This is a genomic window from bacterium endosymbiont of Bathymodiolus sp. 5 South, from assembly GCF_900128535.1.
Lineage (GTDB): Bacteria > Pseudomonadota > Gammaproteobacteria > PS1 > Pseudothioglobaceae > Thiodubiliella.
The window spans coordinates 1-13,586 of record NZ_FQTR01000002.1 but is presented as its reverse complement, the minus strand read 5'-3'; the positions used below and the strand labels follow the sequence as shown (position 1 = coordinate 13,586).

The window sequence follows — 13,586 nt, the reverse complement described above, 5'->3', positions numbered from 1 at the left end:
AATGTAACAAATATAGGAGACAAAAATGTCTGATAAACTAATTATTTTCGATACGACGCTAAGAGATGGTGAACAATCACCTGGTGCATCAATGACCAAAGACGAAAAAATACGCATTGCCAAAGTGTTGGAGAAAATGCATGTTGATGTCATCGAGGCAGGTTTTGCTATTGCTTCGCCTGGTGACTTTGAAGCGGTTCAAGCAGTTGCCAACAATATTCAAGACGCTACTATTTGCTCGCTTGCAAGAGCACTAGATAAAGATATTGATCGTGCTGGAGAAGCATTAAAGGGTGCGAATTCATCTCGTATCCATACCTTTATTGCTACCAGCGATATTCATATGAAGATGAAGCTGAATATGACACCTGACCAAGTAGTAAAGCAAGCCGTTCATGCGGTAAAGCGTGCCAGAAATTGGACAGATAATGTTGAGTTTTCACCCGAGGATGCAGGGCGTAGCGACGAAGACTTTCTTTGTCGTATCATCGAAGCAACAATTGATGCAGGAGCAACGACCATCAATATTCCTGATACGGTAGGCTATAACATTCCTCATCAGTTTGGTGCGACGATAAAATCACTGATTGGGCGCGTGCCAAATTCTGATAAAGCAATCTTCTCAGCGCATTGTCATAATGACTTGGGTTTGGCAGTGGCAAATTCTTTGTCTGCCGTTCTTAATGGCGCACGCCAAGTGGAGTGTACGATTAACGGTCTAGGCGAGCGTGCAGGCAATACCTCTTTGGAGGAGCTGGTCATGGCAGTGCGAACGCGTCAAGATATTTTTGCTTGTGACACCGGTATTGATGCCACACATATCCTTGCCGCATCGCGTTTGGTTTCAAGTGTGACAGGCTTTATTGTGCAACCAAACAAAGCGATTGTCGGTGCAAATGCCTTTGCTCATGAAGCAGGTATTCATCAAGATGGCGTACTTAAGCATCGTGAGACTTACGAAATTATGCGGGCTGAAGATGTGGGTTGGAATGCCAATTCACTGGTTATGGGCAAGCATTCAGGTCGTAATGCCTTTAAAGTTAGAATGCAAGAGCTTGGTGTTGAGTTTGACAGCGATGATGCACTAAATACCACCTTTAAGAGTTTCAAAGAATTGGCAGATAAGAAGCATGAAATTTTTGATGAAGACCTGCAAGCATTGGTTTCACAGTCTCAAAGTGAAGAACATGAGAGCATTCAATTGGTAGCGCTTAAAGTTTCTAGTGAAACAGGTAAGCAAAATTCAGCGCGGGTTGTGCTTTCCATTGATGATAAAGAAGTAGTGGCTACTGCTAATACTTCAGGTGCAGTAGATGCTACCTTTAGTGCGATTAATTCATTGGTCGATGTTGAGGTGAATTTGCAACTGTATTCAGTCTCAAATGTTACCCAAGGCACTGATGCACTAGGCGAAGTCAATGTGCGTCTTGAAAGTGATGGGCGCATTGTTAATGGGCAAGGGGCGGATACCGATATTGTTATTGCCAGCGCTAAGGCTTATATCAACGGCTTGAATAAAATTTTAGTGGTAACCGATAGGGCGCATCCGCAAGTATGAGTCAATTAGAGCGTAGTGATTATTTAGCAGCATTCGGTGTGCCAGCATTTTTATATGTTGAACCTACTGATGCAATAGAGGTCAGTACACAAAAAATTTGCACGCCATGTCTGGTGATTGAAACGCAAAATGCACACTCTTTTTGTCAAACTGGCAAGGTTCAAGATTTTTTATTTAAAATGTTGGGTGCTATTGGACTTAAAAAAGCCAATGTTAAATGCATTACTATTAATGCCCTTGATTTAGAACGCACGCTTGGACAATACGACGCCAAAACGGTATTATTAATGAGTAAGGGTTTATCATCCGATGTGCAGGCGCATTTTTCCATGCATCATCCAAGTGAGATTTTAGTGAATGAAACCTTTAAGCGCGAAGCGTGGGAAGTGTTAAAGCAATTACAGCAATGTCTAAAGTAGATTACTCTCTTGCGGGTTATGAGCGCCCCAAATTACAAACACCCAATGGTGAGAAAAAGCTACTCATGCATTCTTGCTGCGCCCCTTGTGCCGGTGAAATTATGGAGGCTTTGGCAGCATCAGAAATTGACACCACCATTTTTTTTTACAATCCAAATATTCATCCACAAGAAGAATATGAGCTGCGCAAAGAAGAAAATATTCGTTTTGCCCAAAAATTAGGTATGCCATTTATTGATGCGGATTACAACAAAGATGAATGGTTTGAAAGAATCAAAGGGCAGGAGGGTGAGCCAGAACGAGGTGCTCGTTGCACCACTTGTTTTGATATGCGTTTTGAAGTCACTGCTAAGTACGCCAAAGCACATGATTTTGATTTAATATCTTCCACATTAGGAATTTCTCGTTGGAAAGATATGAGCCAAATCAACGGCTGTGGCGTGCGTGCTGCTGATTCATTTGATGGTGTTACTTATTGGGATTTTAACTGGCGTAAGCAAGGTGGCTCGTCTCGAATGCTGGAGTTATCAAAACAAGAAGAATTCTACCAACAAGAATACTGTGGCTGTGTCTATTCTCTACGAGACACTAACCGCTGGCGTGTATCACGCGGTAGGGAAAAAGTGGAGCGTGGGGTTAAGTTTTATGCTGAGGCAATGGATGGTTTAGCTAAGCAAGTAAAGTAACAACGCTTTTTGTGTATGTAAACGATTTTCAGCCTCATCCCATACTAAACTTTGCGCGCCGTCAATCACATCGCTGCTAACTTCCTCCTCGCGGTGTGCTGGCAGGCAATGCATAAAGCTAGCATCGGCACTAGCTTGCTGCATTAAATCATTATTTACCTGAAAATCTTTAAAGGCAAGTTCACGCTTTGCTTGTTCATCTTCTTGACCCATGCTCGCCCAAACATCAGTAACAACCAAATCTGCATTTTTACAGGCTTCTTTTGCATTATCACATAGCTTAATATGGTCTTGATATTGCGCAATGAAAGATGATTCTGGCTCATAGCCTTTAGGTGTGGCAATATTGAGTTTGAAGCCAAATATGCTTGCGGCTTGCATATAAGTTTGGCACATATTGTTACCATCGCCAATCCAAGTAACTGTTTTTCCTTGGATATTGCCTTTATGTTCTTTATAAGTCATCATATCTGCTAATAATTGACAAGGGTGAGATTCATCAGATAGAGCGTTGATAATTGGCACATTGGCATTTTGTGAAAAAGTGTTGATATCATCGTGCGAAGACACACGCATCACAATAGCGTCAACCATTGATCCGATCACAATCGCACTGTCAACAATGGACTCGCCTCGACCTAATTGAATATCTCGTTCGGATAAAAATAGCGCATGACCGCCCAATTGCGCCATACCTGCTTCAAACGACACGCGCGTGCGTGTAGAAGATTTGTCAAAAATCATGGCTAATGTTTTGTTCTCTAACGCCTTATTGATTTGACCCGATTTATGTTCTTTTTTTAGTGTGATGGCATTATCAATGATTTGGTTTAAATCATTGGTTGATAAATCTTCAAGATCAATAAAGTGTTTCATTATAATTCTCCTATCAAGTCGCAAACAGTATCAATGATAATATCTGCCTCAGTTTGATTGATAATCAGTGGCGGTAACAGCCGTATAGAGCGCCCAGTAATATTAATCAGTAAGTGTTTACTTAGTGCTGCATTTAGTAATTGCGTACAATCTTGATTAAGTTCAATGGCAATCATCAAGCCTTTGGCGCGTATTTGGGTCATTTTGTTTGAGTTGGATAATTTTTCTTGAAAGTTTGATACTAAGTATTCCCCCATCTTGGTAGCATTGTCAAGAAGTTTATCTTTTTCAATGATTTCTAGTACACTGAGCGCTGTTTTGCAGACTAAGGGGTTGCCACCAAAAGTTGAACCATGTGTACCAGGGGTGAAAAGCGTTGCCGCCTTGCCCTTTGCTAAGCAGGCACCAATCGGCACACCATTACCCAAACCTTTGGCTAAAGTCAGCACATCAGGGGTGATATGGTTATATTGATGTGCAAACATTTTTCCTGTGCGTCCAATACCTGTTTGCACCTCGTCCAGAATAAGCAACCAGTTATTGGCTTGACAGATGGCTTGCACTTGGTTTAAGTAATCACGCTTTGGTATAATCACGCCACTCTCGCCTTGAATAGGTTCTAGCATGATAGCCACAATATTATTATTACTTGTGTGTGCTTTTATCGCATCTACATCATTAAAATCAATATGAATAAATTCGCTGACTAGCGGTGCAAAGCCCGCCTGTACTTTGTCATTACCTGTGGCAGAAAGGGTTGCCATGGTGCGACCATGAAAACTTTGATTGGCCGTTAAAATAGTTGGGTTATCAATATTATTGGCATGACCATGTAAGCGTGCAATTTTAATGGCAGCTTCATTGGCTTCTGCACCAGAATTACCAAAGAAAGCATTATCCATATTAGACAATTTGCAGAGCTTTTCAGCTAAGGTTTCTTGGTGGGCAATATGATACCAATTGCTGGTATGTAAAAGTTCACCAGCTTGCGTCTGTATCGTGGCAGTAATGTCTTTATGACAATGACCCAAACCAACGACACCAACACCCGATAACGCATCTAAATATTTTTCACCTTGCGTATCTGTTAAGTAGCAACCCTCACCTTTGGTAAAGGTAACTGCAAGCGGTGCATAGTTTGACATTAAATAAGACATAGTGTGTTGTTGCTGGCTAACCACCAAACAAAAAAGCCCCAAAATGGGGCTTTTTGTTACCAATCAAGTGCTAATTATGACTGGTATTGTAAAGGCGGTGCCATTTGATTATTGATTTCTTCCAAATCTTTCTTGTAACCTTCGTAGAAATGACCTGCAGGTGGATTTACCCACTCTTCATATGAAAAACCATTATTCTCGTTATATTCTTTGAAAGAGTTTTGCAATGCAATTCTCTTTATACTTAATTCATTACTTTCCTTGCTAACTGCATCCATCTTGATACTCCTTTGTTTGTATAATAATTCAAAAACATATAATTATACCGAAAATTAGTTTTTTGTGGTGTTTATTATTTGTCATAAATACAATAAATACCCTAATGTTTGCTTTACTTTATGGCACAATTCAATTGAATTTTTAATAATAATAAGGAGAATCTATGCAATTAAGTATTTCTGGTCATCATCTTGATATTACCGAGGCAATTAAACAACACGCAGAAGAAAAACTATCTAAAATTAAACATCATTTTGATCATTTGATTAATATTAACATGATCTTAGAAGTGGAAAAAGATGTGCAGAAAGCCGAGGCAACTATTCATATCAGCGGTGCAGATTTATTTGCAAAAGCGCACAGTGATGATATGTATGCTTCAATTGACCAGTTGGTCAATAAATTAGATGCACAAATTAGAAAACACAAAGAGAAACTCAACAACCATAGAAAAAACTAAACTTAGTTTTTTAGGGTTCCGCTATATCAAAGTAATAACGCTAATTTTAGATAAAATAATTTAGTCCAATGTCAGAAGTTAAAAACACTTCTTTCGAAGATTGCCTGCAGAAACTCATGGGGTCTCTGGAGGCATCTTTGTATGAAGAAGCCACTACACAATTTGCCAATTTGCATTCGGCAGAAATCGCTCGCCTGTTAGAAGCCATTCCACCGAAGGAAAGGGTTGTTCTTTGGTCCAATATTGATACGGGTACACAAGGTGATATTCTTAAAGACTTGAGCGAAGATGTGCGCACTCAACTACTCAGCGGAATGAGTGTTGATTCAATCGTTGAGGCCACCGAAGGTTTGGACATGGACGATTTGGCAGATATTGTGCCTGATTTACCTGAATCAGCACTACACAATTTATTGTTGACACTGGATCATAAGCACCGAGACCATTTAAAGCATGTTTTGTCTTATCCTGAAGATTCTGCAGGTGGCTTGATGAATATTGATATTATTACTGTGCGTGATGATATTACCGTACGCACTGTCATTCGTTATCTGCGTTTGTTAAAAGAAATGCCCATTGATACTGACCAGATATTTGTCGTTGATAGGGCATATAAATATCTAGGTGCAATACACATATCCACCTTGCTAACACACGAAGCACAGCAAAATATTGAGCCGTTGATTGATAAAACGCTGAAGCCCATTATTGCACAAACACCTGAAAACGAAGTGGCTCATTTGTTTGAACAGCGTGATTTGATTTCTGCGCCAGTGGTGGATGAAAACAATCAGTTAATTGGGCGTATCACTATTGATGATGTGGTTGATGTCATTCGTGACGAGGCCGAGCATTCAGTCATGTCAATGGCAGGCCTGGACGAAGAGGAAGATGTTTTTGCGCCTGTGATGCAAAGCTCTAAACGCCGTAGTATTTGGTTGGGTGTGAATTTGGTTACTGTTTTTATTGCGGTGTTTTTTATTAGTCTCTTTGAAGCTACTTTGCAAGAAAAAATTGCCCTCGCTATTTTGATGCCAGTGGTTGCATCAATGGGTGGTATTGCCGGTACACAAACACTGATTTTAGTCACCCGTGGTATTGCCACTGGCAGAATAACAAATTCCAATCTTAAAGTGTTAATGAATAAAGAAGTAGCAATTGGCTTATTAAATGGCTTGATTTGGGCATTAGTGATTGGGGTGGCGACACATTTATGGTTTGCCGACATATTGCTGAGCATGGTCATTGCTTTGGCTATTGTTGTTAATTTAATTTTTGCCGCCTTTGCAGGTGTAGTTTTACCCTCATTACTCATTAGATTTAAAATTGACCCCGCACTTGCTGGTGGTGTTATTCTTACGACTATTACTGATGTTATTGGTTTTGTGGTGTTTCTAGGTTTGGCAAGTTTGGTTGTTTAGTGGAGGTTATTCCACCGCTTAATCCTTCCATTTGTGATTGCATTGTTGACAAGTGTGTAAGGTTCTTTTTGACAGAAGGACAACAGCAACAGTGAACGATACCAAGGTAAAAAAAAGTCGGTGCAATGGAAATTTACTAACATAGCTATTGGCGTTACAATTAGGGCAATTTTTTGTATCAATTTCTGGAAAAATTTCATTTAATAGAGGTTCATATTCTCCTTGGTTGTGCATTTTTAGGATTTCCTGTGCAGCAGTCAAATTTTGTGGACTAACTCTTAATTGTATGCCTCCCAATGCTTGTGCATAACTCCAGTTCATCCATACATGGTGTTCACTTGCTAAAAATACGGGTATGCCTTCAGTTTCTAGTCGTCCTTTAGCCAGATAAGCGTCAATAGGGTGGTTGTAACTTTCAACGGCTACCAATCCCATTGGTCAAAAATTTTGAGTAGAAATATGATTAGCAGCCAACCAAATTCTGAATTTATCTTGAATTTGGCTTAAGGTTTTTTCGTTGTTTGCCTCAAAACGCAGTACTAAACAGGGTGTGGTGTTAGAAGGGCGCACCAGCCCCCAACCATTCGGGTAATCAACACGCACACCATCAATGGTAATAATTTGCACACGATCATCTTTAATAAAATCAATATTACTTGCTAATTTTTTCATGGCATCAAACTGCTGACCTTGCTTGTCAAAGTGAATGTTAATCTCTGGCGTATTGATGCTATCAGGTAGATTGGCAAAAACCTGCTCACAAGTTTTGTTGGTTTTAGATAGGATTTCTAATAATCTAGCACCTGTATAAAGCGCATCATCAAAGCCATACCAGCGTTCTTTAAAGAAAATATGACCACTCATCTCACCACCGAGCAGTGCACCTGTTTCTTTGAGCTTGGCTTTGATAAAACTGTGTCCTGTGCGTGACATAATCGCATTACCCCCGTGCTGGGTAATGTCTTTTGGTAGATTTGAGCTACATTTAACATCAAACACAATTTTAGCACCTTGATTGCGACTGAGAATATCGCGTGCATATAATATCATTTGTCTATCCGCCCAAATCACATTGCCTTTATTGTCAATTAAACCCAGTCTGTCTCCATCACCATCAAAGGCAAAACCCATGTCCGCATTGGTATCTTTGACTGCTTGAATAATATCTTCAAGATTGGCAAGTTTTGATGGGTCAGGATGATGGTTGGGGAAATTTCCATCCACCAAGCAGAATAATTTTGTGACTTTTGCACCCAATCGTTCAAACAATTTTGGTGCAATATTGCCTGCAATACCGTTACCTGCATCAATAACAATATTAAGAGGCTTGTCTAATTTAACATCAGAGACAACACGCTCTATATAGTCCTGTTCAATATCAACTCTGGTTGAAGTGCCATGGCCTTTAGAAAAATTCTGCGCTTGGATGCGCTGATAAAGTTCTTGTATTCTATCGCCCGAGAGTGTTTCACCTGCAATCATAATCTTAAAACCATTGTACTCAGGTGGATTATGCGAACCAGTAATCATCACCCCAGAAGTAGCCGCTTTGCTATAAGTAGCGTAATAGACTAATGGCGTAGGCACCATGCCGATATCTACCACATGACAGCCCGTTGATTTAAGACCCTCTTTTAAAGCACTCATCAACTCAACGCCACTGAGACGGCCATCGCGACCAATCACCACACCGCGCTCACCTTTGGCAATAGACTCACTACCAATTGCCTGACCAATGAGTTTGACGACATCAGGCGTGAGTTCATCTGCTACGATGCCACGGATATCGTAGGCTTTAAAAATAGATTGTGAGAGTGACATACTGATAAAATAGGATAAAAAATAAACACTTATTTTAATGAAAGAAAAGTTTGAAGTTATTGAGATTGAGAACCAAATGATGAAACTTAAAGTTAATCGTTCATCAGGGTGTCACAGTTGCTCAGCCAATGGTGGCTGTGGTACAGGCATATTGGCAAAATATTTTGACCATTATTCGGTGTTCAATAAGCCCCTACAAGATGGCGTGGCAATTGGTGATTTGGTAACTTTGGAAATATCAGCAAAAGAATTGTTTTATCGTGCTTCTCAACTCTATATGCTGCCACTACTTGCATTATTTGCAGGTGGGTTATTGGGTGATATCATATACCCCGAGCACGAAGCAGGGCAAATTATTCTTGCTTTCATGGGTTTTTCTGCTTCAATTCTGTTAGTGAAATATTTTGTCAAGTGAGTCTACAAATTTGGGATAATTACCGCTTTATTCTAAAAGAAAAAAATACATTATGTCAGCTCAAGACCTCGACCCTTTAGAAACCCAAGAATGGCTAGAAGCCTTTAAATCTGTTGCTAGAATAGAAGGGGATGACCGTGCAAAGTTTTTGCTAAACCAACTAATGGATATGGCACATAAAGAAGGTATGGATTTGCCAACAGGCGTCAATACTTCTTACCTAAACTCTATTGCCAAAGAAAAAGAGGTGGCAACAGACATTAACGCCGATATTGAAGAAAGAATTTCAGCTATTGTTCGTTGGAATGCAATGGTAATGGTGGTCAAGGCTAATCAATTGCCCTATGATTTAGGTGGGCATATTGCTTCGTTTGCCTCAAGTGCTACCTTGTATGAAGTGGGTTTTAATCATTTTTATCGTGGTCCTGATGCCGAGCAAGGTGCAGACTTAATCTTTTTTCAAGGACATATTTCACCGGGTATTTACTCGCGTGCTTTTTTAGAAGGGCGCATCACTGAGGCGCAAATGTTGTTATTTCGTCAAGAAGCAGGTAAAGACGGTCTCAGTTCTTATCCGCACCCGTGGTTGATGCCTGATTTTTGGCAGTTCCCGACCGTGTCAATGGGGCTAGGCCCCATTATGGCGATTTACCAAGCACGCTTTATGAAATATCTGCATCATCGTGAGATCAAACAAACGGACAAACGCACCGTTTGGGCATATTTGGGTGATGGCGAAATGGATGAGCCTGAGTCACTTGGCGCTATTTCAGTAGCCGGTCGTGAAAAACTGGATAATTTGATTTTTGTGATTAATTGCAACTTGCAACGCCTTGATGGCCCAGTGCGTGGTAATGGCAAAATTATTCAAGAGCTTGAGGGCATGTTCCGTGGTGCGGGTTGGAATGTGCTTAAAGTCATTTGGGGTGGTGAATGGGATAAACTACTTGAAAAAGACACCACTGGATTGCTAAAAAAACGCATGGAAGAAGTGGTAGATGGAGAATACCAAGCTTACAAAGCTAAAGACGGCGCTTATGTGCGACAACATTTCTTCGGTAAATATCCAGAATTATTAGCGATGGTTGCGCATCTTAGCGATGATGAGATTTATGCACTGAATCGTGGCGGACATGATCCATTTAAAGTATTTCAAGCGTATCGTGCTGCCAAAAAATGTAGTGACAAACCAACGGTTATCTTAGCCAAGACAGTTAAAGGCTACGGTATGGGTGAAGCAGGCGAAGGTCAAAATACGACGCACTCACAGAAAAAACTGGGCCTTGAGCAAGTTGCAAAATTTGCCGAGCGTTTTGATATTCCAGTAACCAAAGAAGATGTTAAACAACTTAACTTTTACAAGCCAGCACAAGACAGCGAAGAGATGACATACATGAACACTCAACGCCAAAAACTGGGTGGTTCATTGCCAGTGCGCTCGTTTGAATTAGAAAATTTACAAGCGCCAGAATTAGACACTTTCAGTGCCTTATTAAAATCCAGTGGTGAGCGTGAAATGTCAACCACCATGGCACTTAACCGTATTATGGCTTTATTGGTGCGTGACAAACAACTTGGACCTAAAGTCGTGCCAATCATCCCTGATGAAGCACGCACCTTTGGTATGGAAAGCTTGTTCAGGCAGCTCGGTATTTACTCGGCTTCAGGTCAACTTTATCAACCAGAAGACTCTGATAAAGTCATGTGGTACAAGGAAGACAAGAAGGGGCAGGTGTTGCAAGAAGGCATTAATGAAGCCGGTGCGGTGTCTGATTGGATTGCTGCGGCAACATCGTATGCAACGCATAATATCACTATGATTCCGTTTTATATTTATTATTCTAAATTTGGTTTTCAGCGTGTAGGTGACTTAATTTGGGCGGCAGGTGATATGCAAGCCAAGGGTTTCTTAATTGGCGGTACGGCAGGGCGCACTACCCTAAATGGCGAGGGTTTACAGCATGAAGATGGCGATTCGCATATTGTTGCTAACACCATTCCAAATTGTATTTCTTATGACCCAACTTATGCGTATGAGTTGGCAGTGATTGTTCAAAGTGGACTGCGCAGAATGTATGAAAATCATGAGAATATTTTTTACTACATTACTGTTATGAATGAAATTTACACGCACCCAGAAATGCCAACAGGCACACAAGAGGGCATTATCAGAGGTATTTACCCATTGAAAAAAGTAGGCACTGGTGATACACAGGTGCAATTGTTAGGTTCTGGCACCATTCTTAGAGAAGTTGAAAAAGCCGCGCAAATGCTTGCTGATGATTGGGGGGTGAAGTCCAGTATCTGGTCAGTAACCAGTTTCAATGAATTAACGCGTGAAGCTCAAGCGATTGATAGAGAAAATAGATTTAGTCTAGCGTCACCAAAGGTGCCTTACATTACTCAATGCTTAGCTGATACAAAGGGTCCTGTCATTGCTACCACTGACTATATGCGTAACTATGCTGAGCAAGTGCGTAAGTATATTCCGGGTCGTTATGAAGTGTTGGGTACCGATGGTTTTGGTCGTTCAGATTCACGCGCTGCACTCAGAGATTTCTTTGAAGTGGATGCAAATTATGTGACAATTGCTGCGCTGAAAGCCTTGGTTGATGAGGGTGAAATGGAAGCATCCGTAGTGAGTGATGCGATTAAAAAATATGGTGTTGACATAGGAAAACCAAACCCAATGACAGTATAACGGTAATATTATTGAGCAATTATTAAAGACATTAGGAGCGTTGGCATGACACAAGAAGAGTATTTAGAGGCGCTTAGGTCAGGTGCAAAAATGAATTTTAATGATCTGATTAAGCTTATTAATGAGAACTACAACTATACCCCAGCATCCTTTATCAATGGTGATTTACAAAATACTGCCACTGAAAATCAAGGCAGTGCTAAATTATTTTGTTTTGGTGTTATTCATCAATTGACAAAACTCGAAGTCCTACATTGTTTTGGTGAACACTACCAAGGCGTTCTTAACGACCCCCAAGGTGATTCTCACCAAAATATCCGAAATTTCATTATCTATGGTTGGGAAGGTTTAAAGTTTGATTCTCCTGTGCTGGTTGAAACCAGCAATCCCAAATATCCTTTACAAGCGGATTCTAAACAAAATTTTGGAACTACTCTTATACGATCAATCAATCAATTATATGATTTTATGGGGTATTATGTTAAAAAAAATTTTATTATAAGAGACCTTTGCATAAATATGAATAATCATCAAAACACCATTTTTCACCAACTTGACAAGTTTATAAAACACAGCCATAGCTTTGCTATGACTATATTTCGTAAAATTACCCATTCGGCAAAACTTGGTGTTTTGATGAGTATTCATATTTATGCAAAAGTCTTTATAATTATCACTATTGTAAGTGGAGGTAGATATGTTTTATTTCAATCCGAAACAGTAAACAATACAACTAACATCACAAACAATACAACTAACATTATAAACAATACAACTAACACCACAAACAATCCACCTATTGCCTCTATCGCCGCCGCCGTCCCGATCGTAGCCCAAGTAGTCATTGACATAGAGTCATTATTTGAAGTCATTGACATAGAGCCATTATCTAAAGTCATTGACATAGAGTCATTATTTGAAGTCATTGACATAGAGCCATTCAAACAAAAACAACAAGAAATTGATGACTTGAACCTTACTCTATCTACTGCCGCCACCAATATTGCCGAACAAGCAATACACCCAACAGTAAATCAAATTTTTGAAGAAATTGAAAATGATCTTGCAGCAATAGTCCCTGAGGAGGTCAAGTAAACTTCTTTCTGTAAATTACCATCTATTCCATCGATTTCTCGTTCATTAAAAAAACCTACCCGTTATTATTGTCCAAAGACAAATAAGCCTTAGAGCTTTGCCACTGCTCTGAGACTTCCATCACCACGGCCGTAACCAGCCTCAAACAAGAATCCTCATTAGCAAATATTTTAGCCACTTTTGTTCGCTGTTTAACACTTTGATTAAGTCGCTCAATCATATTGCTTGCTCTTAGTCTCTTCCTGTTAAATTCACACAAATCCAAGCCAAACACTGTTAAACCTTCAGGGATATTATCCTCAGCCCACTGGGTGAGCTTTGGCATACTGTCTTGATATTTATCAATCAACAAATCCAATTGTCTTTTAGCCTCATTAGCACTCGGTGCATTAAAGACTGCGCGTGTGTCTGCTGCTACAGCCCTCTTCTTGCTTTGCTTGGTGACATAGGCTTGAGCATTTTGTTGAAGATGGAGCTGACAGCGTTGCTAGGCAACGCCTGGCATGATGGCTTTTCTAACGGCTTTAATGCCACTGTGAGCATCACTGATGATGAGTTTAGTGCCATGCATGCCACGCTTTTGTGAATCCCCTAGAAACTCACGCCAATAGACCTCTGCCTCACTCAAACTCACCTGAACGCCAAGTACTTCACGCTTGCCTTTGTCATCAATACCGAGTGCAATTAACACGGCACAG

At 40.3% G+C, this 13,586-nt stretch carries 13 protein-coding genes and 1 pseudogene; 8 read left to right on the top strand and 6 right to left on the bottom strand.

Annotated features, from left to right (window positions below; genetic code table 11):
• Nucleotides 1-25 precede the first annotated feature (25 nt).
• Genes BBROOKSOX_RS00415 through BBROOKSOX_RS00405 form a run of 3 tightly spaced genes read left to right on the top strand, consistent with a single transcriptional unit; the run spans nt 26 to nt 2,663 of the window.
• Nucleotides 26-1,558 (top strand): 2-isopropylmalate synthase, encoded by a 1,533-nt coding sequence (locus BBROOKSOX_RS00415; RefSeq protein ID WP_139659191.1) that lies wholly within the window; start codon nt 26-28, stop codon nt 1,556-1,558.
• Entirely contained in the window at nt 1,555-1,977 is a 423-nt protein-coding gene (locus BBROOKSOX_RS00410; protein WP_139659190.1) for a hypothetical protein, read from the top strand. The genes BBROOKSOX_RS00415 and BBROOKSOX_RS00410 overlap by 4 nt, the downstream gene beginning before the upstream one ends.
• The gene (locus BBROOKSOX_RS00405; RefSeq protein ID WP_139659189.1) at nt 1,965-2,663 is read left to right on the top strand and encodes an epoxyqueuosine reductase QueH; all 699 of its coding nucleotides are present in this window, start codon (nt 1,965-1,967) and stop codon (nt 2,661-2,663) included. Before BBROOKSOX_RS00410 ends, BBROOKSOX_RS00405 begins: the two co-directional genes overlap by 13 nt.
• On the opposite strand, the gene argF is transcribed toward BBROOKSOX_RS00405, so the two are convergent.
• From argF to BBROOKSOX_RS00390, 3 genes are all read right to left on the bottom strand, one after another.
• Nucleotides 2,643-3,542 (bottom strand): ornithine carbamoyltransferase, encoded by a 900-nt coding sequence (gene argF, locus BBROOKSOX_RS00400; protein ID WP_139659240.1) that lies wholly within the window; start codon nt 3,540-3,542, stop codon nt 2,643-2,645. The two genes, BBROOKSOX_RS00405 and argF, sit on opposite strands and share 21 nt — an antisense overlap.
• The gene (locus BBROOKSOX_RS00395; RefSeq protein ID WP_139659188.1) at nt 3,539-4,696 is read right to left on the bottom strand and encodes an aspartate aminotransferase family protein; all 1,158 of its coding nucleotides are present in this window, start codon (nt 4,694-4,696) and stop codon (nt 3,539-3,541) included. The genes argF and BBROOKSOX_RS00395 overlap by 4 nt, the downstream gene beginning before the upstream one ends.
• A 74-nt stretch (nt 4,697-4,770) precedes the next feature.
• Nucleotides 4,771-4,974: a hypothetical protein gene (locus tag BBROOKSOX_RS00390; protein WP_139659187.1), complete on the bottom strand. Its 204-nt coding sequence runs from the start codon at nt 4,972-4,974 to the stop codon at nt 4,771-4,773.
• A 164-nt stretch (nt 4,975-5,138) separates the two neighbouring features.
• Here BBROOKSOX_RS00390 and hpf point away from each other — a divergent pair, with 164 nt between their 5' ends.
• Together hpf and mgtE are read left to right on the top strand one after the other, a co-directional pair.
• Complete coding sequence (gene hpf, locus BBROOKSOX_RS00385; RefSeq protein WP_139659186.1) at nt 5,139-5,435, top strand: ribosome hibernation-promoting factor, HPF/YfiA family; 297 nt, start codon at nt 5,139-5,141, stop codon at nt 5,433-5,435.
• Nucleotides 5,436-5,503: 68 nt separating this feature from the next.
• Complete coding sequence (gene mgtE, locus BBROOKSOX_RS00380; RefSeq protein ID WP_139659185.1) at nt 5,504-6,856, top strand: magnesium transporter; 1,353 nt, start codon at nt 5,504-5,506, stop codon at nt 6,854-6,856.
• A gap of 18 nt (nt 6,857-6,874) precedes the next feature.
• Here mgtE and BBROOKSOX_RS00375 read toward each other — a convergent pair whose 3' ends face one another.
• A complete protein-coding gene (locus tag BBROOKSOX_RS00375; RefSeq protein ID WP_139659184.1) occupies nt 6,875-7,291 on the bottom strand; it encodes a DUF2007 domain-containing protein in 417 nt (138 codons plus the stop codon).
• A 3-nt stretch (nt 7,292-7,294) separates the two neighbouring features.
• Nucleotides 7,295-8,677 (bottom strand): phosphomannomutase/phosphoglucomutase, encoded by a 1,383-nt coding sequence (locus BBROOKSOX_RS00370; protein WP_139659183.1) that lies wholly within the window; start codon nt 8,675-8,677, stop codon nt 7,295-7,297.
• Between the two features lie 37 nt (nt 8,678-8,714).
• Here BBROOKSOX_RS00370 and BBROOKSOX_RS00365 point away from each other — a divergent pair, with 37 nt between their 5' ends.
• The 3 genes from BBROOKSOX_RS00365 to BBROOKSOX_RS00355 are packed head-to-tail and all read left to right on the top strand — an operon-like array spanning nt 8,715 to nt 12,888.
• On the top strand, nt 8,715-9,092 hold the full coding sequence (locus tag BBROOKSOX_RS00365) for a SoxR reducing system RseC family protein (RefSeq protein WP_139659182.1): 378 nt from the start codon (nt 8,715-8,717) through the stop codon (nt 9,090-9,092).
• A gap of 52 nt (nt 9,093-9,144) precedes the next feature.
• On the top strand, nt 9,145-11,793 hold the full coding sequence (gene aceE / locus BBROOKSOX_RS00360) for a pyruvate dehydrogenase (acetyl-transferring), homodimeric type (RefSeq protein ID WP_139659181.1): 2,649 nt from the start codon (nt 9,145-9,147) through the stop codon (nt 11,791-11,793).
• Nucleotides 11,794-11,838: 45 nt separating this feature from the next.
• Complete coding sequence (locus BBROOKSOX_RS00355; protein WP_139659180.1) at nt 11,839-12,888, top strand: HopJ type III effector protein; 1,050 nt, start codon at nt 11,839-11,841, stop codon at nt 12,886-12,888.
• A gap of 55 nt (nt 12,889-12,943) precedes the next feature.
• Here the strand turns inward: BBROOKSOX_RS00355 and BBROOKSOX_RS00350 are convergent.
• Nucleotides 12,944-13,522: pseudogene (locus BBROOKSOX_RS00350) on the bottom strand (transposase).
• Nucleotides 13,523-13,586: the final 64 nt, after the last annotated feature.